General features: G+C 67.1%; 21 protein-coding genes and 2 pseudogenes. 4 read left to right on the top strand and 19 right to left on the bottom strand.

Features of this window, described 5'->3' with window-relative positions; all coding sequences use genetic code 11:
• The first annotated feature begins 62 nt into the window (after positions 1-62).
• The gene (locus tag ACWZEH_RS22415; RefSeq protein WP_456192900.1) at positions 63-479 is read left to right on the top strand and encodes a DUF192 domain-containing protein; all 417 of its coding nucleotides are present in this window, start codon (positions 63-65) and stop codon (positions 477-479) included.
• A 51-nt stretch (positions 480-530) separates the two neighbouring features.
• Here ACWZEH_RS22415 and ACWZEH_RS22410 read toward each other — a convergent pair whose 3' ends face one another.
• Positions 531-1,052 (bottom strand): ATP-binding protein, encoded by a 522-nt coding sequence (locus ACWZEH_RS22410; RefSeq protein WP_456192899.1) that lies wholly within the window; start codon positions 1,050-1,052, stop codon positions 531-533.
• Between the two features lie 290 nt (positions 1,053-1,342).
• Between ACWZEH_RS22410 and ACWZEH_RS22405 the strand changes: the two genes are divergently transcribed.
• Together ACWZEH_RS22405 and ACWZEH_RS22400 are read left to right on the top strand one after the other, a co-directional pair.
• Positions 1,343-2,194, top strand: a complete 852-nt coding sequence (locus ACWZEH_RS22405) for a helix-turn-helix domain-containing protein (protein WP_456192898.1) — start codon at positions 1,343-1,345, stop codon at positions 2,192-2,194.
• A 12-nt stretch (positions 2,195-2,206) separates the two neighbouring features.
• Positions 2,207-2,398, top strand: coding sequence for a hypothetical protein (locus ACWZEH_RS22400; RefSeq protein WP_456192897.1), 192 nt, complete (start codon positions 2,207-2,209; stop codon positions 2,396-2,398).
• Between the two features lie 174 nt (positions 2,399-2,572).
• Here ACWZEH_RS22400 and ACWZEH_RS22395 read toward each other — a convergent pair whose 3' ends face one another.
• The 7 genes and pseudogenes from ACWZEH_RS22395 to ACWZEH_RS22365 form a co-directional block, all read right to left on the bottom strand.
• Positions 2,573-3,508, bottom strand: coding sequence for a hypothetical protein (locus tag ACWZEH_RS22395; protein WP_456199776.1), 936 nt, complete (start codon positions 3,506-3,508; stop codon positions 2,573-2,575).
• Positions 3,509-3,600: 92 nt separating this feature from the next.
• Entirely contained in the window at positions 3,601-4,272 is a 672-nt protein-coding gene (locus tag ACWZEH_RS22390) for a hypothetical protein (protein WP_456199774.1), read from the bottom strand.
• Between the two features lie 884 nt (positions 4,273-5,156).
• Entirely contained in the window at positions 5,157-5,666 is a 510-nt protein-coding gene (locus ACWZEH_RS22385) for a hypothetical protein (RefSeq protein WP_456192896.1), read from the bottom strand.
• 152 nt (positions 5,667-5,818) lie between these two features.
• Positions 5,819-6,556 carry a hypothetical protein gene (locus tag ACWZEH_RS22380; RefSeq protein WP_456192895.1) on the bottom strand — a complete coding sequence of 246 codons (738 nt, stop codon included), beginning with the start codon at positions 6,554-6,556 and terminating at the stop codon, positions 5,819-5,821.
• A gap of 48 nt (positions 6,557-6,604) precedes the next feature.
• Positions 6,605-7,258 (bottom strand): annotated as a pseudogene (locus tag ACWZEH_RS22375) (RHS repeat-associated core domain-containing protein); the annotation flags it as partial.
• Positions 7,259-7,293: 35 nt separating this feature from the next.
• Positions 7,294-7,461: pseudogene (locus ACWZEH_RS22370) on the bottom strand (DUF6531 domain-containing protein); the annotation flags it as partial.
• A 405-nt stretch (positions 7,462-7,866) separates the two neighbouring features.
• Positions 7,867-9,042, bottom strand: a complete 1,176-nt coding sequence (locus ACWZEH_RS22365) for an amidinotransferase (protein WP_456199772.1) — start codon at positions 9,040-9,042, stop codon at positions 7,867-7,869.
• 652 nt (positions 9,043-9,694) lie between these two features.
• Here ACWZEH_RS22365 and ACWZEH_RS22360 point away from each other — a divergent pair.
• Entirely contained in the window at positions 9,695-10,288 is a 594-nt protein-coding gene (locus ACWZEH_RS22360) for a hypothetical protein (RefSeq protein ID WP_456192894.1), read from the top strand.
• 321 nt (positions 10,289-10,609) lie between these two features.
• On the opposite strand, the gene ACWZEH_RS22355 is transcribed toward ACWZEH_RS22360, so the two are convergent.
• The 11 genes from ACWZEH_RS22355 to ACWZEH_RS22305 form a co-directional block, all read right to left on the bottom strand.
• Positions 10,610-11,257, bottom strand: a complete 648-nt coding sequence (locus tag ACWZEH_RS22355; protein ID WP_456192893.1) for an OmpA family protein — start codon at positions 11,255-11,257, stop codon at positions 10,610-10,612.
• Positions 11,258-11,265: 8 nt separating this feature from the next.
• A complete protein-coding gene (locus ACWZEH_RS22350; RefSeq protein ID WP_456192892.1) occupies positions 11,266-11,847 on the bottom strand; it encodes a hypothetical protein in 582 nt (193 codons plus the stop codon).
• A gap of 34 nt (positions 11,848-11,881) precedes the next feature.
• Entirely contained in the window at positions 11,882-12,490 is a 609-nt protein-coding gene (locus tag ACWZEH_RS22345) for a pilus assembly protein TadG-related protein (RefSeq protein ID WP_456192891.1), read from the bottom strand.
• Positions 12,487-12,684 (bottom strand): Flp family type IVb pilin, encoded by a 198-nt coding sequence (locus ACWZEH_RS22340; protein WP_055596557.1) that lies wholly within the window; start codon positions 12,682-12,684, stop codon positions 12,487-12,489. Before ACWZEH_RS22340 ends, ACWZEH_RS22345 begins: the two co-directional genes overlap by 4 nt.
• A gap of 160 nt (positions 12,685-12,844) precedes the next feature.
• Entirely contained in the window at positions 12,845-13,774 is a 930-nt protein-coding gene (locus ACWZEH_RS22335) for a response regulator (RefSeq protein WP_456192890.1), read from the bottom strand.
• Positions 13,771-15,252, bottom strand: coding sequence for a sensor histidine kinase (locus ACWZEH_RS22330; RefSeq protein ID WP_456199770.1), 1,482 nt, complete (start codon positions 15,250-15,252; stop codon positions 13,771-13,773). The genes ACWZEH_RS22335 and ACWZEH_RS22330 overlap by 4 nt, the downstream gene beginning before the upstream one ends.
• Before the next feature lie 33 nt (positions 15,253-15,285).
• Positions 15,286-16,173: a DUF5936 domain-containing protein gene (locus ACWZEH_RS22325; protein ID WP_456192889.1), complete on the bottom strand. Its 888-nt coding sequence runs from the start codon at positions 16,171-16,173 to the stop codon at positions 15,286-15,288.
• A 19-nt stretch (positions 16,174-16,192) separates the two neighbouring features.
• Positions 16,193-17,137, bottom strand: coding sequence for a type II secretion system F family protein (locus ACWZEH_RS22320; protein WP_456192888.1), 945 nt, complete (start codon positions 17,135-17,137; stop codon positions 16,193-16,195).
• A 10-nt stretch (positions 17,138-17,147) separates the two neighbouring features.
• Positions 17,148-18,485, bottom strand: coding sequence for a TadA family conjugal transfer-associated ATPase (locus ACWZEH_RS22315; RefSeq protein ID WP_456192887.1), 1,338 nt, complete (start codon positions 18,483-18,485; stop codon positions 17,148-17,150).
• 109 nt (positions 18,486-18,594) lie between these two features.
• The gene (locus tag ACWZEH_RS22310; protein WP_456192886.1) at positions 18,595-18,915 is read right to left on the bottom strand and encodes a TadE/TadG family type IV pilus assembly protein; all 321 of its coding nucleotides are present in this window, start codon (positions 18,913-18,915) and stop codon (positions 18,595-18,597) included.
• A 90-nt stretch (positions 18,916-19,005) separates the two neighbouring features.
• Positions 19,006-19,338, bottom strand: coding sequence for a pilus assembly protein (locus ACWZEH_RS22305; RefSeq protein ID WP_456199769.1), 333 nt, complete (start codon positions 19,336-19,338; stop codon positions 19,006-19,008).
• Positions 19,339-19,367 lie beyond the last annotated feature (29 nt).

Here is a 19,367-nt window from a genome sequence, read left to right as displayed (position 1 = left end):
TGGAGGGAAGAGAAGAAACGTAGGAGATCGAAAAACCGAAGAGACGGAAGAGGGGGGTGGTGATGGCGACCTGGCGGGACGGGCATGGGGAGTTGATCGTGCCGGGTGACGAGGGGCGGCCGGACGTGCGAGTGTCCCTGGAGATCGCCGCCTCCTACCGTGCCCGCACCAGAGGGCTGTTGGGGCGGGACTCGCTCGACGGCGCGCTGCTCCTCTCCCCCGCCAACAGCATCCACACCTTCCGTATGCGCATGCCCATCGACGTCGCCTATCTGGACCGGCGTCTGCGCGTCATCGCCGTACGCACCATGGCTCCGGGGCGGCTCGGGCTGCCGAGAGTGCGGGCGCGGCATGTCGTCGAGTCCGAGGCCGGGGCGATGGCGGGATGGGGGCTGCGGCGAGGGGTGCGGGTGACAGTGGTGACGAGCTCTCCCGGCCCCGACACCGTGGAGGCGACGCCCGCCACGCCGCGCGCCTAGGGTCTTTCGTCTGAATCGGGTCGGATCAGGCCTGGTCGCGGCAGCCGACCGTCACTTCACCGGCGGGAGCCTCCAGGGCTCCCCGGCCGCGTACGCACGGGCGCCGTCCCTGGGGAGAACCGCCCACATCCGGGTGCCTCCACCCGGTTCCCGCGCGTCCCCGAAGCCCCAGCCCCCCGCACAGGCCTTGACCACGCAGGCCAGAACACGGAGCGCCGCCCGGCGACGGGCGTCGCAAGCCGCGGCCAGCCGGGGGTGCGTGTGGCGAGGGTGGGCGTCGTAGAGGACCACGCGGAGGGCGTCGTCCCGGTAGCGGAGGGAGACGTACACCTCGGCGGCGGGCGCCAACCGGCAGGAACAAGCGGCCAGTTCACCCACCACCTGCACCGCAGCGTCCATCACGTCGTCCAGACCGTGGACCCGCAGGATCGCCCTCGTCGCCGAGCGGGCGATCGCGGGACTCTGCGGGGCGGCGGGGAGCGTGAGGCTGTAGGCGAGGGTGTCGAGGGCGGGCGGGGCGGGCGGTGGGCCGAGGGGCGCGGCGACCGGGCAGAGGGACGAGGGCTCAGGCATGGCAACTCCCGTTGACTGACAACTGATTGCTGACTGGTACTTGCTGGTCTGTGGTGTGGTCCGGCCGGTGGCCTGTCTCCCTGACGCGGACACACCCCTCCCAGGGCAGGAGGGTGCGGGTGAGCTCGCGTGATGCACTTCCGGACGATACGAAGCGTTTCCTACTCGTCACTGAATGTAGGAGAGCGAGGGGTACTGTGTCCATTGTTTCGGATAATTACCCCCATTCGGTTGGACCTAGGGCATCACTCGACGGCAGACTGGGGCCGGCACGTGGGGAGAGGGGCAGCATGGCGACCAGGAGTACGCCGACGGAGCGTCAGAAGCGGCTTGGTTCCGAGTTGCGCAAGATGCGGATGGCTGCGGGCGTCACGACCGAGTACGCGGCAGGACTGCTCGGTATCGACCGGACCCGTCTGTCCAACATGGAATCGGGCATCCGGCCCTTCGCCGCCGACCGTATCGGCACGCTTGCCTGCAACTACTCCTGCGATGACGAGGAGTACATCGCCGCGCTCGTCGCCATGAGCGAACAGCGCAAGCGCGGCTGGTGGGAGCACTATCGGGGCCAGCTTCCGCAAGGGATGTTGGATGTTGCCGAGTTGGAGTGGTTCGCCACACGACTACGCACCCTGCAGACCGTTCACGTACCAGGGCTCCTGCAGCAGAGCGGGTACGCCCGTGCCATCTTCGACTCCGCCCTGCCTCCACTGCCCAGGTCGGAGGTCGAGTTGCGGGTCGCGTTGCGCATGCAGCGGCAAAAGGTCCTGGAGCAGGAGCCTTGGGTCGACTACGTGGCCTACGTGCACGAGCTCGCTCTACGCATGCAGTTCGGCGGCCGACGGATCATGCGGGAGCAACTGGAGCACCTGTGCGAGATGACGGAGCGCAGCAATGTCGACGTACGTGTGCTCCCCGTCGAGGCCGGCGCATTCCCAGGAGCAGGGCACGCGGTTCTGTACGCCCACGGGGCGGTGCCACAACTGGACACCGTGCAGTTGGACTCCGCTCATGGAGGCGAGTTCACCCACGCCGACGCCCAACTCACGAAGTACCGTGCCCACATGGACTGGTGGCACGACAGATCACTTGATACCCGAGCTTCCCAGGACCTCGTACACTCCATCGCCCGCCAACTCTGAGGAGCCGTCATCTTGGCCGACGTCAGCTGGGAAGAACCGTACTGTGCCGAGGGAAACAACTGCTTCCGCATAGGCACCGACCCTGACGGCAACGCCTACATCGCCGTCGCCGGCCAGGAGGACCACCCTCTCACCGACACCCGAGAAGCCCTCCGCGCCCTCATCCTCGAGATCAAGGCCGGCAAAGCCGACCACTTGCTGTAGGCCGGTCGGACGGCGGAGCCGATGGACCGACGGATTCCCCTCGTCGTCGCCCGGCCTCGTACGCCGAAGACGTAGATGTCAGGCATCGGGGCAATCCGGAATCCGACGATGAGGCGTTCGACCTGTCTCAGGAGATCCCCTCGGAAGAACCCCTCTGGATTCTCAGCGCACGGTTCAGCGGTTGATGGCCTGGATCTCCTGGACGACGACGTCCTGGGTGGCGCCGAAGCTGCCGTTCGGAAGGTCACCGCCCGCACCACCGGTGCCGGTCCACTCGATCTCCCAGGTGACCGTGGCCTGCAGCGGGAAGGCGCCCTCACCCGAGGACCGCAGGTACTCCACGCCGCAGGGCGGATCCTGGTCCGCCCTGCCCCTGGCATACGGCTCCCCGATCCGGCCGCCGTCGATCGCACAGACACCGGACGCCGGAAACGTCCGGGCGTCGGGCGTGCCCGGCTCGATCTCCAGCGACACCGGCACCGCCGTGGCCGTCGCCTCAATACCGATCACCGGCACGGACGCGGTGACCGACACCGGCCTGAACTGCGCCCCGTCCAGCCACGCCCACGTCGGAAGATTCACCTTCGCCGCCTCGGCCGGCGCCAGCGCCACCTCCGTACCCGGGACACGGATCTCCGCATAGGCAAGCTCCGCGAGAACCTCCGGAGTCACCGCGTTCTCGATACCGGCCGGCGGGGAATCACCCTGCTCCACCCAGAAGTAGTCCTCGTCACAGGAATCCCAGCCCGGGGGAAAACCGTCATTGACGTAGGAACCCCACCAGTACCCCTCACCGGCCCGGTCCTTGTTGAAATCCTTCTCCGGCTCATCCGGATTCAGATACTTCCTCCGCTGCGTGGCATCCCACTCATGCCCCGTCGACCCGGCCTCCCAGATCGGCTCCAAATACTCCTGCAACTGCTCCGGCGAATACTTCGGCGCATACCAACAAGGCGGCGGCGACCACGACGCAGACGCCCTCAACGCACCCGCCGAACCACCACCCCCATTCCTCGAACGATCAAACACCACACCACCCACCGCAACCGAAACAGTACCGTCACCACCGACCTCGGCCTGCTGCGCCGCCCCCTGCGACTCCTCACCCAGTTCGTCGTCGGCGTGGGCCACATCTGGCAGAGCGAGAAGAGGAATCACCACGCCGAAGGCGGCAATAACGCCGACCCTCCGACGGACGCCCGTCACGACTGACACTTGACGCTCCCCCGTTCCGACACGATCTTGTGGATCACCCACACTCCTTCGTCGTTCTTCTTGAGGGAGGTGTGGTAGATCACGTAACTCTTCTCCGTGACCTCGGTTTTCTTGACCTTGCCGGTCTCGAGGTACTTCACATACGCCTTGCCCTGATCCTCGCAATAGCTGAGGGATCCGGTGCCGTCCTTGCCTACAGCGACAACAGGGGCGTAGAAGCGGTAGGAGCCCGTGAGACCAGCCTTGTGATCCACGTAGTTCTGAATGAACTTCTGTGTCGCCGCCGCCCCCTCCCCTTCGTAGTAGTAGAGATATCCCTTGTCCAACGCATCCTGGTTGGTGATCGCCAAGTCCACTGCCTTGATGGACTGTTCACCGTCGGCCAGAATCGCGTCCTTCTCCTTGTCGCCGGTCTTGGGCCAGTCAAAGGTGTAGGAGAGGTCGGACGGCAGTTCGATCTTCGGACGCCCTTCGGCGGCCGGCGCCGACGATTCGCTCGGCGGAGCCGACTTCTCGCCCCCCGTGTCCGCGCCCGCGATCTTGTCGCTGTCCTTGTCCTTGGCGGAGCTCTCCTCGTCACTGCCGCCGCACGCGGACAGCGTCAGCGCCGTGACGGCGGTCAGCGCGAGCGCTGCGAGCAGGGTGGGGCGGCGGTTCACGGTTTCGGCTCCCGGTGGGGCGAGGCTTCTCTCGAGCGAACCCACGCTATCCAGCGATGCGTAACGACACCAGAGAGATCAGTGACGACTTGCCGGGCATATCTGACCAAAATCATTGCCTTTCAACTCACTTGGAACGGTCTCGTTACGCAACCCGACACCGCCGACGCTCGGGCCGTCCTCCGGCTCGGACTGGCCGACCTACGCATCAGTCAGGTCCGAAGCTTTCCGGGGGGGCAGGTACTCAACCGGTGTTCTGTTCGCGGCCGTGATCGTTTAGCGAGCGCCAGAGAACCTGCAACGCACCCACCTCTCCCGGGAGACTCAGGCCAGGCAGATTTTGTGTGAGCGGGGTATGACGAACACTGATTCCTCTGCTCGTCTCCCGTCACCGTACGGACTGGGTTCCGCCGCGATGATGTGCTGCACCTGCCAGCGGCCTTCCTCCCAACGGGCGCTGTGGGTGACAAGCCGATTGTCAGCCCGCCGGGGACCCGCTTCACACACCAACGTCCCACCTCCCGTCTCCCGTCTGTAACTCGCGGGCAACTGTCAAGCAAGGGAACACTGAGGCACACAGCGCACGTCAGATCCCCCATGCATCGGGGTGCAGCACGACTTGTAGGGCCTCGGACCAGAGCAGTCGCGCCTTAATCTCATTACCTGCCAGGCCTATGAGCCGCTCAGCTGCCCGACCGTTCCACTGGACGGCACAGGGAAACTGGGGCGGGCGAAACGCCGACAGTTGCGTCGCTCGGAACGGAACACCGCATCTGGAGGACCAGCACGGGAGCGTTCCTGTTGACGAGGTCCACCAAGGCGGAGGCGGCACCCAGGACCCCGGCACACCGGTGGCGGCCTCACCAGCGGCCTGGCGGCCAAGATCACAGCCAGTCGTCTGCCGCTTCGTCGGCCTCCCCTGGCTCGCGGAGGACGACCACGAGTTGGACCGGGGTGTCGGTGTCGTCCTGCTTCACACCCACCAGGAGTTCCTTTCCCATGACCCTCCATGCGTGGTGCTCGATGTAGGAGTCGACATCCGCGACCTCGCCCTCCGGCTCCTCCAGTCGCTCTCCCAGACTTCCGGACCGCAGTTGCGACACGACTTCCGGAATCTTCGCGGCGGCGACGTCGTAGAGATCCTCCAGATAGGTGTCGGAGCTCAGCCGGTCGTCGTCGACCTTCTGGAACCACAGCGTAAATTCCACCTCGACCGGGCCTTCACCCTGGACCCACGCACGGGCGCCGTCACGCCTCCATGTGGTGGCCCAGGGTTTCGACGGGTTTCTTCGCTCGCCCGACCACCCCGACGCCGAAAGCGCCGATTCCACAGCAGGGCCGCCGAGTTCTTCGAGATCTGCCAACCCGGCCAATTCCGTGCTCACATCAGTCATTTATTCATCCCCTCATTCCATTTTCCGACACATGGAAGGGCAGGGACTTCGCAGGGGACCCCGGAGTGGCAGCGTCTTGAATGTGGACCGAACGTTTTATCCAGATACAATGTCCGGAGACTGCCTCAGCACCGCCGCTGCATGTTCGGCGTTCACACCTGGAGACTCCTGTCGGTGAACTCTAGGATTTCATCCAGGCTCATCCTGCGGCGCCCCGTTTCACCGGACACCATCCAGCCGCTGTCTCCGCCCCACTCCACGCGCCAGATCTCACCGACCCGATTCTCGTACTCCACGAAACCGCCAAAAACACCCTCGAGTTGCGAAATCTCCTGGCGCAGGATTCGCGGGTACGTCAGCGCCCGTCCGGGATTGGTGCTGCCACCGCCCGTGCGGGGATTATCGAACCGCATCTTGAGGAACGGCACCGGCTCCCGTCCGATTTCAGCGGGTCGAAGCATCTTCTGGTAGCGGGCCTCCGCCTCGGCCAGGGACTCCCGCCCCGAAACCTCACTCGCATACGCCGGGAACACGATGTGGGTGACCTCGGTGAGGCCGGGGTTCTGAGCCCTGTGATGACCGTGGACCTCGGGGGCCGTGGCGGCAACGGCATCGAACTCGTAACCAGGCGCGACGAAGTCACCCACTGCGGCGATCAGCCGCCCCTCGCCGATCAGTTCCGTCTCGTGCCGACGGGCAAAGCCCAGCACCGCTCGGGCTAGATCGTCATCGTGCTTGCCCCGCTGATTGGTCTGCAACAAGCGGGTCCCGCCCTCGGTCAGGGCTCCCGCGAAATGCAGCACCGGATTTAGAGTCCACTTCCATGCCCCGTCCAGGCCCTCGAGCGGAGCAACATTCGGGAAGTTGGCAATCGTGGCCTGCAGATCCATGATTCCTTCCAGGGATGGTTTCGGATTAACGGTAAGTCCAAGGTGATATCAGGTGCAGGAGTAGTTCGGTCCCGTCTCCTGACTGTAGCGGGCCTCCATCATGGCTCCCCCGCTGGAGTTCCTGCTCTTCTCCATGGCCTCCATGCTGTCGACATGATTGTAGAAATCGTTTCGGGCGGCGCGGTCGGTAAACCTTCCTTCTTGGTTCCAGTGATCCACGACAGCTTCCTTGTGTTCGTACGTCACCGTCTCACTGAACGGTTTGGAACCTGGTTTCTGCGGGTCCCAGATGATGTCACCATTGGAGTCGAACCAAGTCAGTTGCTCTCTGGGGATCTTGTTACCGCTCGCGTCGACTGGTCGTTGTCCCTGTTGGGCCCTTTCTAGGGTCCAGTTCTTACTCATCTCGTCATGTGTCGTCTCGCGGTATCTGGACGGGTACTCGCTCTTGCGATTGTGCCTCGTCTCAGGTGCATTCGGATCCCTCGCGTACTCACCGCTGCCGGGATCGCGGTACAGCCCGAGCGGATCGACCCAGCGGTACGGGTTGGGGACATAGGCCGTGTCATTGGGAGCAGGGCCGAGACCTAACGGGTCAGGGGTCGCGTAGTGACCGGTTCCGGGGTCATAGTAGCGATGGTGGTTGTAATGCCAGCCAGTCTCCGCGTCCGCATACTGGCCCGGGAAGCGCAATGGACAGTCCACCTGCGTGCCGGATTGGACAGGCAGCGCGGAAGCAGGATGGGGCCGCCGATGATCAGGGCGACGATGCCGACGACCGCGACGACGACCTTGCAGACGGTGACGATGGTGTCCCAGTTGTCGGTGAACCAGTCACCGACCTCCTCCCACACCGACCGGTTCTGGATGCCGGCGTCGGAAGCCTCGTCGATCTTCGACTTCGCGTGGAAGAGGGCGCTCCCGGTAACTCAGTCACTCATCTGATGCGAGGGTCGACGTGGGGGTGCGCAAACTGCGGCGGAGCCGCGAACGGCTTGCGAAGCAGGGAGGCCACCGAACGAGTGAGAAAGGATCTTGAGCACTGCGGCCGGCAAGCTCTTCACCTGGGTGGACATCGACTCTCAGCTGGCGGCGGCAGCTGTTGAGGCTCAGTGGCCGCAGTGGCCGCCGGAGGTAGACGCCTGGTAAGACACCCTGGAGCCGACGGTTCACCCGGGTAGGCGGAGTTCCGATGTCCGAAGCCGACAGGACGGCTGGTTCGGCCAGGGCAGCACTTTCTCAGTCATGGGCACCTTCCGTACGCCGTCCAGTGCGCGCCGCTCGGAGAAACCTCAGCGACCGGTGGGCCGTCAATCGGCATACGACTCGAGTGTGCCGCGGCGCCGGATGTCGAGGGTCGCGCAGTGGAACGAGCCGCCGAACGGTGCGTAGTGCAGCAGGTCGCACGGGATCGGCTCGAACCCCCATTTCTCCAGCGCGCGCAGCATGTCGGTGTGGTGGCGCTCCGCGATGACCCGTTTCTCGTCGATCATGAGAACGTTCATGCTCAGCCACTTGCCGCACATCGAAGTGATTTTGAGCAGACGCTCGTCGATCGGACGGGGCTCCGGGGCGATCAGGACGTCCCACGAGCTCAGGACGTCGGGCAGGTGGTCGACGTCGATGTATTCGGGGTTGACCAGTACCTTGCCGGGCGCGAGGAGGACGAACGTCGTGTCGATGTGCATGGGCGTTCGGCAGCGGCTCTTGATCTCGTGGATGCGGTAACCGGGCCCGAGATGGCGGCGCAGCCAGTCGATGCCCATCCGGTTGGTGACGTTGCTCCGTGTGACGAACAGGTCGCGTCCCGCGCGCATGAAGTCCGCCGCGTCGAACACCGGCTCGAACTCGGTGAGGATGTAGCGCATGGGCTCGCCGGCCTCGGGGATACGGAAATCCGCCTCGAAGAGTTCGTCGGTGAGCTGCGGCTTGGGAGCCGCCGTCCAGCGCGCACCGCCCCGGAAGTACTCCTTGAGGATCGTGCGATAGGAGTGGGTCTCGAAATACCGGCACGGCCATGCCATCGGGGTCTCGACGATCTCGTCGCCGATCACCAGCATGCTGTCACGCGGGCACGTGTTGCAGAAGCCGCGTGACGACCAGTCGGGGGTGCTGAAGCGCCGTCGGTGGTCCATCTCGTCCGGGCGTCTGACGGTGACGTCGAGGGACTCCAGGAGGGCGATGAACTGATCGAGTTCCTGCTGCGCCCGCTCGACCAGCAGGCGCGGGTACCTGAACCCGGCGGCAAGCCCCTGCATCCGCGCCGCCCATGGCGGGATGTTGCAGGTCACGACCGGATGGTCGGAGGGAATCGTCGCGCCGTCGAGACGCCCGACGACGATCTCCTCCAGCGGGTCCCACTCGTTGTGCGAATTGACCGGCGAGACGAGAGGCTCCGAGGCGCTGTCGGTCGTGGCCGATCGCACCGGACGCGAATCCTTGTCTACCGCTGCTGTCAACCTACCGGGCCTTGGCGTCACCGCCATGATCAACCGCTTTCGATCGCAATAGCCAGTAGCTCACCCTATCCAACATATTGCGCGAAGCGGAGGTGCAGAACTGCTCCGTGTCCGTGTGTAGAAATCGACCGTGATGTTCACCCGTCCGGCCCCCTCCTGTCCGATCAAGCATGATCATCGATTCGCAGTCGGTGAAAGCAGGTGCGCAGGTGCCGACCGCTCCACGAAGCCGTCGGTGACCTTCGTGTCATCCTCGCCGAACATGGCGCCCCGGCTCTTCCTCGATGCCACGGAGTTCACGCCTGAGCAGCAGAAACCCACCGCTCAGGTCCGGAAGAACCACAGCTACTGGACCAGCGCACGCTCCGGAGCGCTTGGCAGTACAAGGGGTGGGCGGACCGTCCGAATATTTCGGTCTTTACTCTCTGGATCGCTCCAGGTCCGCTACGCTCGTGCGATTCACAAAAGTCCGCGATGCGATGATCTGTTGCGGTCACCACGCATCTGCTCACCAGCCGGGGGGACCGTGTCCGAACGAGACGGCGTCAGTTCGAATGGCAGTGCATCAGGGGGAACGGCGCCGGACAGCACCGGCCCCGGAGGTCCGCCCGGCCCCACGGACGGAGAGCTTGGTGGTGGTGCTCCGCGTCGCCGCTCCGAACAGGTCCGGGCCGCCGTATTGACCGCGACAGCCACGGTGGTTGCGGCGGCGATCCCAGCAGGCGTCGCCATCCTGACCGACACCGTTACCGTGGGCGTGGGTCCGCCCGAGCCCACGCCCACGGTAACGGTCACCGAAACCGAGCAGGCGGGATCATCGTCCACACCCACAACGGACCCAACGACAGACGACCTCGTCGATGACGATGCGCCCGCCCAGGACTCCGTCCTGCGCTCCGGTGAGGGCATACAGATGATCGCTGACACCAGTCTCGACCTCGATTCGGACACCCCCAACTGGGATGCCAGGATCTTCAGTTACAAGGGAGCGGATCTCTATCTGGACCCCAACAGGTTCATCGGAGGGTTGGATGCCCCCCAACTGACCGTGACGACCGGCAAGGAGCGCTCCCTGTCGACCTGCAAGGCCCAGACGGCGCTGGAGGCGACAATCGAATGGGAGGACCTGCGGTCAGGTACCACGGCCTGTGTGGTGACGTCGGAGCGGCGCTGGGCCTGGGTTGAGGTACAGAAGTATTCCCCCGACCCTCTGAAGCTCACGGTGGACGTGGTCGTCTGGAATGCCGTGGTCTCCAGTCCCGATGGGACATGACCCGAGAACATCCGCGTGATGGATGGCGGGCAGCCACCGTGAAACCCCATCGGACGCCGATGCCCTGACGTCTGACGGCCCGAGGGCCCGACGGCCGCCACGACGAGGTGAAGCAGGCCGATCGCCTGCGGGGTGATCAGCAGCCGAGGGGCCTCCGGTGAAATCCGTCATTCCCGGCCGACGACTCGGCTGACGCGCCGGATGTGCGCCGACCGCACGGCCCGCCTCTCTCACCGAGAGGCATCGGAACGCCCGACGAGCACCGATCCGGACTCGGTTGGCCGAAATCGGGGTCGCGGAAGCCAGCCTGGTTTCAGGGCCTCAGTCGTTCGTACGGGGGAAGGTGATCTCGACCCTGCGGTTCTTCTTGCGGCCGGCTTCCGTCGAGTTGTCGGAGATCGGGTACTGCTCGCCGTAGCCGCGTACCTCGTACGTGACGTTCGGGTCGTTCAGCTCTTGGTCCAGGACGGTGTGGACGGCGTTCGCGCGCCGGCGGGACAGGTCGTCGCCGTGGGCCGAGGAGCCCAGGTTGTCCGTGAAGCCGAAGACTCGGATCCTCGCCGCGTTCTGTTTCTTGATCTCCTCGGCGATCGTGCCGATACGGGCCTTCGCCTGCGCGCTGAGCTTCGCGCTGTCCTTGCCGAACAGCACCTCCGCCTGCAGCGCGAACGTCACCTCCGTGTTGGTGTCCTCGCGGCGCTCGTCACCACTCTGCTCCTCGACGACCTGCTTGATGTCCAGGACCTTCGGCTCGGCGAGGGTGGCTCCGTCCGGGAGCTTCAGGTCCGGGTCGTTGGGGTCGAGTTCGACGGGGGCGGAGGCGGAGGCCTCGGAGCCTGGGGGGGTGCTGGGGTCGTCGGCGGCGGCGGTGCCGGTGGCGCCGTAGAGGGTGGTGGCTACCAGGACGGTTGCGGTGATCGCTACGGCTGCGAGGCGTGGGGCCTCCAGTCGGGTGCGCAAGCGGGTCATTGGCGGCCTCATCCAGAAATCGTGATGTCGCCAGTGGCGAACATCGGCAACTGGAAGGTCACTTCGGTCGTCTCGTTCGGAGGCGACGGGAACTGCATGAAGACAGGCACGGTCTCGCCGGACTTGACCCGGCTGATTCCCGTTGTGGTGAGGGGACGCCCCTCTGTGTCACGCAGAACGTAGTAACGCTTCTTGCTCTTGGAATCGACCAGTGTCGCTCCGCCGAGGGACTGACCGTTCCTGATCACCTCGGTCTCATTGCCACTCAGTTGTGCAGGCAGGGTGAGTGTCTTGTCACTCTCATTCTTCAGGATGCCATTGACGGTGACAAAGCCTCCCGCATCTCGATCTGCGGAGGTGACTTGAAGCAATAGGCCGTCGGGCCCCTTCAATTCGACCTGAACCTCGTCCGTCGGCCCCTCCTGAGCACTCGGGTTTGACCCGTCGCCCTTGGAAGCGGACGCCGACTTCTCCGGGCTCTTGTCGTCGTCTCCGCCCCCACCGCAGCCAGCTGCCCCGAGGGCCAGTCCGGCCGCAACGGTCAGCGCGACCATCCCCCTCTGGGCCTTCGTCGTGAACCGAATGCTCATGCCTCTGCTTCCTTAGTCACTCGTGGTTCGTCGGTCAGTCGGCCAGGTGGACATCGAAAAGGTCCTCGGGCCGCGGAAGGAGTTCCACCGGACCTTCCGGATCCAGTTCCCACTCTGTGCCCTTGCAGGTGAGCAGAGGCAGTGTGTCCTCAGGCGCGTCCTCGGCCAGGGGATCGAAGGCACAGCGAGGATCGATCACAGCGGTGGCTGTCTCCCGCGACTTCATGCTCTCGGTGCCGGGCACGATGGAGTCCCCCACGGTGTCGGTGGTCTCGACCTCGACCGTGTAGCCCAGCAGTCCGTCCTGCTCGCATCCCGACCCCATGACAGCCGCGTCGTTCTGTGCGGCGAGTTGCTGTGCGCGCCAGCACGAGTCGTCGAGTCCTTCCGCACTGCCGTCGAAGATCTCCTGCCACTTGGTCGGATCCAGGAGTTCCTCGACCCACGCACCCGCGAGTTGGTCACGTCTGTCCTGCGCTGCAGCCAGTGCTGCCGCGTCTGCAGCGGTCTGAGCACCATTCCTGTTGGCCGCGGCCTGCCCGACCGCCAGGTACGCGAACGCGAGAAAGAGCAGGCCCCCCACCACCGTCAGATAGATGGGAAAGGCCTGCCCTGCGTCGCCGAACCTGCGGAACCGCCTCAACCGCCGGTTACCTCGGTGATCTTGTCCGTGATCGCGTTGAAGATCGTCTGCCCGATACTCGTCCCCGTGATGGCCAACACGATCGCCACCACCACCGCGATGATCCCCAGGTACTCCACCGCTGTCTGCCCCCTGTCGTTGCGGGCGGTGCGGGACTGGAGGTATGTGACCGTGGTGTTGATCCAGTTGCTCATGGTGTTCCCCTCCGGCTGACGCGGTTGCGGCTTCCTTCAGGGTGCCGCATTCGATATCAGCAACGTACGGCGAATTTCGCAGTCCGCCAGAGGGCCCCAGGACCCAATCCCGGGCCCAGTTGCCGGGCCGCCGCTTCGTCCCCCCTGACGTCACCACAGGTCACCCCAGTCCTCGTGCGGAATCCGGGGCCGTGCCGAGCCACTTGGCGGCGGCTTCGGAACGGCTGGTGCTGTGCAGCTTGGCGAAGATGCGGTTGATGTGGTTCTTGACCGTCTTCTCGCTGATGAAACAAGTGACGGCGATCTGCTGGTTGTTCATCCCGGATGCGATGTGATCCATGATCTCCGCCTCCCTGCCGCTCAGTTGGAACCTCGACCTGTCGGGAACAGCCGGACTGCGACCGCTTGTCCACCCTGACGACGACTGTCCCATATCTGGTTGCAGTTGCGAAAGGTTTTGTGAAGAAATGGACGGGAGGGTAGACCCCAGCGCACCTGACCCGCCTGGTGAGAATGCTTGTTGAGGGTTCATATGCCGCGTCTTCTTCTTGGAAAGTTCGTATGCAGTCGCATCCGTCCGGGCTCCCAGACCTTCCGGCAAGGCTGGGATCGAGGGGGTCCTGCGGAGTTGGGTCAGCAGCGCTTCTGCCGCCGTGGGGGTGAAGTGGGGGCGGCCGTGGCTGATGTCCCGTACCGCCACGACCAGTTCGTCCGCCGTGAACTCGCCGTGCACCAGGTAACCGCCCGCTCCCCTGCGCAGCGCCTCCTCGACGATCTCCGACTCCCCGCTGTACGTGAGCATCACCACCGGGGCGATCCCCACCAGGTACGGAAGTGCCGAGATACCGTCCATGCGCGGCATCCGGACGTCGAGGAGGATGACGTCCGGGTGGTGGTCGCGGGCCGCCTCGCAGGCCTCCCGGCCGTCTTCCGCCTCCGCCACCACCTTTATCCCTTCTCGGCCGGAGAGCAGGGCCGTCAGGCCTGCGCGGACCACCGGGTTGTCGTCGGCGACGAGGACCCGCAGGGCCGCAGTGGGCGAGGGTTCCCGGTTCGTCGTCATCCGTGTCGTTCGCGTCGCCTGTGTCATCGGGCCGCCTCCGCTGTCGCGCGGGTGCTGGGTCGTGGTCCCGCGGGCGCCATCGGGAGTTCCAGGCGGACCTCCGTGCCCCGCGGGTGGGCGCCTCGGCCGATGCGGATGCGGGCGCCGATCGCCGCCGCGCGCTCGACCATGCCGACCAGGCCGAAGTGGCCGTCCCTGCGGAGTTCCTCGAGGCTCGTGCCGGGCGGGAGGCCGCGGCCGTCGTCGTGGACGGTGATGCGGAGCAGGCCGCCGTGGACGCCCGCCCCCACGGCGATTCGTGTCGGGTGCGCGTGGCGGTGGGCGTTCTCCATCGCCTCCGAGACGATGACGAGCAGCTGGCGGACCACCGTGTGGGGGACGGGTACGGGGTGGGGCGGCGTCCCGGCCGCATCGTCATCGCCTGTCCGGCGGAAGGTCGCCGGAAGGCCCGTGCGGGTGCTGAAGCTGCGTGTACGGGCTGCCAGCTCGGTCACGATCTCCTTGCCGCCCTGCCACGCGCCCGCGTCCCCGGGCGTCCCTCCCCGCAGGTCCGCCAGGAGTTCGCGGGACTCGGCGGCGGCGCGGCGGGCCGAGCGGGCGACCAGTTCCGCCTGTTGCCGTACCAGTGCCGCGTTCACGTGCCCGGCGCTCGCCGAGCCGGCGAGGCCGTCGGCGGCCAGGGCGACGCCGTACAGGGTCTTCGCCACCGAGTCGTGCATCTCGCGGGCCAGGCGGGCGCGTTCCTCGCTGACCGCCTCCGTGGCGGCCAGGCGGGCCTGGGCCTCCGTCAGGGCCCGGGTGGCCGTGCCGAAGCGGAGCATGAGGTTGCGGAGGCTGGAGCCGACCGCGCCCGTGATGACGCAGAGTCCCGGCAGGAACAGTGTCTCCGTGAGGCCCGCGGGCGCATCCGCGTCCGCCAGGGTCACGTGGACCAGGAACAGGATCAGGCCCTGGAGGGAGGCGAACGCCGCCGCCCCCCGCCAGCCGTAGACCAGACCCGCGAGGAGCGGGGTGCAGACGCCGGCGTACGCGAGGAGGCTGTCGGGGCCGGCGGAGATGAGGAGCATGGCGCCGAAGAGGGTGTCCACGGCGAGGAGACCGGGGTGGCGCAGGAGGAGGGGGCCGAAGCGTTCCCAGTCCCGGACGAGGGCGTAGGACGCCATGAAGGTGACCACGACCGCGATGCCGACCAGGCGCACGCCCCAGCCCGGCCCCGCGTCGAGGAGGGCGGCGGGGGCGGCCAGCGCGATCACCGCCAGCCGGAAACCGAACACCTGCCGGCACAGAGCCTGGAGTGCGTTGATCTGGAGGTCGACGGCCGGGGACTCGAATGCCGGTGCGGGTTCCGGTGTGGGCGGGGGTGGGGGTGGGGATGTGGGAGCCTGCGGGGCGGCCCGGTCCGCCGAGGGCACGCCGGTCCCGGGCCGCCGGCTACGGCACCGGCGCAGCAAGCCCTTGCGGCCCCTACGTCCTGAGCGCGGCCCGCGCTCCCCTGTCATCGCCATCCTGCTGTTCACCGTCCCTCGCCCCTCGTCCCGCTACTCGCCCGTGATCGAGCCGAAGTCGGTGCCGGAGCCCAGGATCAGGCCCGCGCCGAGGAGGATCATCGTGGCCGGGACCATGAACGTGGTGATCATCATGGTGGCCTTGGGGACCGCGCGGGCCGCCTTGCGGCGGGCGTTCTGCGCGTCCGTGCGGCGCATGTCCTTCGCGAGGGCGACCAGCGTCTCCACGATGGGGGCGCCGAGTTCCTCGCCCTGCTGCAACGCGGTGACGAACATGGCGACCTGCTCGGAGTCGTTGCGCCGGCGCAGTTCCGCGAAGGCCTGGCGGCGGCTCATGCCGAGGTCCATCTGGCGGAGCGTGATGCGCAGTTCGTCCGCCCACGGGCCCTCGTACCTGGTGGCGACCCGGTCCAGGGCCTGCCGGAAGCCGAGGCCCGCGCTGACGACGACGGCGAGGACGTCCAGGAAGTCCGGCAGGGTCCGCTCGATCACGTCCCGGCGGATCCGGATCGCCGACCAGATGCCGACCTCCGTCCAGAACGCGCCGAAGGCGAGCAGCAGCAGGGCGACGAAGAACTGCCCGCGCATGAGGAAGACCAGGAAGCCGAGGCCGCCGAGGAAACCGTAGACCGCGCGGCGGGCGGCGTAACGGTCGATGGTGAGGCCGCCCGGGTTGCCCGCGAGGTCGATCCTGCGGCGGTACCCGGCGACCCGCTGGGGCCCCATGAGGCGCAGGACGGCGGGGGCGTAACGCATGCCCATGCGGTCGACGAGCGAGTCCACCGCGCCGGTGCGGGTGGCGCCGACCTCCAGGGCGAGGGCCAGGTCGGCGGGGAGTTTCGCGTCGGCGCGGTACATGCGTACGCCGGCGAAGACGCCCCCTACGGCTACGGCCGTCACCAGCGCCAGCAGAAGTCCCATGTCACTCACTCCTCCCTCCTCATACGTCGATGCGGGACAGGCGGCGGATCAGGACGAAGCCGACCGCGTACAGGCCGAAGGCGACGATCACGGCGCCCTGGCCGACCGGGGAGCCGGTCATGCGTTCCAGGGCGCCGTCCTTCACCCCGTTCATCAGGAACAACGAGCCGACCCCCAGAACGGGGACGGCGTACGACGTCATGCTGACCTGGGAGAGCTGGGTACGGACCTCGCGCCGGGTCTCCTTGCGTTCCTCCAGGGTGTCGGTGAGGTTCCGCAGGGCGCTGACGACCTGGCCGCCCGCCCGGTTGGAGAGCACCAACGTGGTGACCAGGACGACGAGTTCGCGGGAGGGAAGGCGTTCGGCCAGCTCGCCCAGCGCGTCGTCCATCGAGGCTCCGAGGGCCAGCTGGTTGTCGACCTTGGCCAGTTCCTCGCCCGCCGGCGCCTCCAGCTCCTCCGCCGCCATGCCGATCGCCGTCCGCAGGGCGAGGCCGGCCTGGGTGGCGTTGGCCAGGATGCGGGCCAGTTCGGGAAGTTGGTTGATGAACTTCTCGATGCGTTTCTGGCGTTGCCAGTCGAGGAACTGGAACGCCAGCCAGATGCCCAGGATGCCGGCCAGCGGGCCGAAGAACGGGGCGAGGACGGCCTGGCCGGCGAGGAAGAGGCCCAGGGCGAGGGCGACCATGCAGGCGACGAACTCGCCCGGGGTGATGTCCAGACCGGTCGCCACCAGGCGCAGTTCCAGTTTCCTGCCGGACGCGGTGCGGCGCAGCCTGCGGTCCAGGGTGGGGAAGTGGCGCCGGCGCCCGCCGACCGTGACCTGTCCGGTGTACGTCAGCCGCTCCACCAGTTCCTGCCGCTGAGCCCTGCCCGCGGCGTACGTGTGCACGCCGACGACCGCGAGGACACAGGTCAGCAGGGCGATGCCGGTGGTCAGCGTGATCAGGTCCTGCAGATCCATGGCGGCGGTCCTACCTGGCTTCTCGGGTGGTGAGCTGGTCGAGGGAGCGGGCGATGCCGAAGGCCTGCGGGACGGGCTGACTCGCCATGTAGAGGCGTTCGGCGGTGCGGCGCGGGAGCGGGTGGTGCTCGTACGAGCCGTAGACGCGGCCGTCGCCCGCCATCGGCTGCGCGTTGAACCGGGCGACCGTGGCCAGCCGGTACGGTTCGCCGCCGTGGCTCTCCAGCAGGGCGATCTCGGTGATGCGGCGGGCGCCGTCGGCGAAGCGGGTGAGCTGGACGACGACGTCGACGGCGCTGTTGATCTGGTCGTGCAGCGCGACGAAGGGGATCTCCACCTCCGACATGGAGGCGAGGGTCTGCAGGCGCATCAGGGCGTCCTCCGCGCTGTTGGCGTGGACGGTGGCGAGCGAGCCGTCGTGGCCCGTGGACATCGCCTGGAGCATGTCCAGGGACTCGCCGCCGCGGACCTCGCCGACGACGATCCGGTCGGGTCGCATGCGCAGCGAGTTGCGCACCAGGTCGCGGATGGTGATGCGGCCCTTGCCCTCGACGTTCGGCGGGCGCGCCTCCAGACGGATCACGTGCGGCTGCTGGAGCTGGAGCTCGGCGGAGTCCTCGATGGTGATGATGCGCTCGCCCTCGGGGATCAGGCCGGAGAGCGCGTTGAGGAGGGTCGTCTTGCCGGTGCCGGTCGCGCCCGACACGATCACGTTGAAGCGTGCCTGCACCAGACCCGCCAGCAGGTACAGCATGTGCTCGTCGAGCGAGCCGAGGCCGATCAGCTCGTGGAGGGTGAAGGAGCGCGGGAACCGGCGGATGGTGAGGGTGGCGCCGGTCAGGGACAGCGGCGGGATGATGACGTTGACGCGCTCGCCGGAGGGCAGGCGTGCGTCCACCATAGGATTCGACTCGTCGACCCGGCGGTTGACCGTCGAGACGATGCGTTCGATGGTCTGCATCAGCTGGTCGTGGGAGGCGAAGCGCATCGGAAGCTGCTCGACGCGTCCGCCGCGTTCGACGAAGATCGCGTCGGGTCCGTTGACCATGATCTCCGTGATGGAGGCGTCCTCCAGGAGCGGTTCCAGGATGCCGAGGCCGAGTGCCTCGTCGACGACCCTGCGGATCAGCTGCGAGCGCTCCACGGTCGACAGGACCGGGCCCTCGCGGCTGATGATGTGCCCGAGCACCCGCTCCAGTCTCGCCCGGCGCTCGGCGGCGGCCAGCGAACTCATCTCCGCGAGGTCGATCTCCTCGAGGAGCTTGGCGCGGTAGGAGGCGACCAGCTGGCCGTCCTCGCCCCGGCTGCCCTTCTCCTCGGGGGAGTTGATACGTGACCGCAGACTCATGAGTCCGGCGCTCCTCGTTCCTGGTTACGTGGTGGATGCCTGGGGGTGGGTGGTCGGCGGTTGGGCGGGTGGATGAGTGGTCGGTCAGGTCAGGTCCGGCCCGGCCCGGTCAGTGGTCGACGGGCATCGTGGCGGTCTTCGTGGCCTGGCCGAAGTCCCATCCCGGCACGATCGACGGGATGTCGATCGTGGCGGTGACGGTGACCTCGTCGCCGCCACCGGACGCCCCGCAGTCGGTGCGCCCGGCCAGCCAGCCGCTGACCGCCACCGCGCAGGCCGGCCCGGCCGCCCCGTCGAGCGAGGCGTTGCGGGCCCCCGCGCGGGCGGCGGTACCGGCCTGCTGGGCGGTGTACGCGATCAGACCCAGCTGTACGGCGGCCATGGCGACGATGATCAGGACCGGCAGGAAGCCCAGGTACTCGATCGCCACCTGCCCGCGGTCCCCCCGCCTCCCGGGTCCGCCCCGCCGCTGCCTGGGCCTGGGCCTGTGCCTATGCCCGTGCCTGTGCCCGTACGTCATCTAGTCCCCCACCTCCTCCTCCACCGCGCCCGCACGGCCCTTCACCTCGAAGGGGAAGTCGGCGGTGCCCGGGAAGAGGACGGGGACGCCCAGTGTCACGTCGGCGGTGACATAGCCGCCCCCGGTCGCGCACGTCACCGTCGCCGCTCCCTCCCAGGCACTGGGCAGCTTGTCCAGTCCTGCCGCCTCGCAGGCACCCTGGCGCGCGCCGGGGTCCGCGGCGGTGGCCGCCCGTACCGCTTCGTCCGCAGCATTCCCCGCGAGGGTGAACGTGTATCCCAGCAGCACGAGTTGCCACAGCACCACGAGTGTCACGAGGATCGTCGGGATCATGCCGAGGAACTCGATGGTGACCTGGCCCC

The sequence above is a fragment of the Streptomyces yamdrokensis genome, from assembly GCF_053890455.1.
The sequence above is the reverse complement of the archived record's forward strand: the minus strand, read 5'-3'. Positions and strand labels throughout refer to the sequence as shown.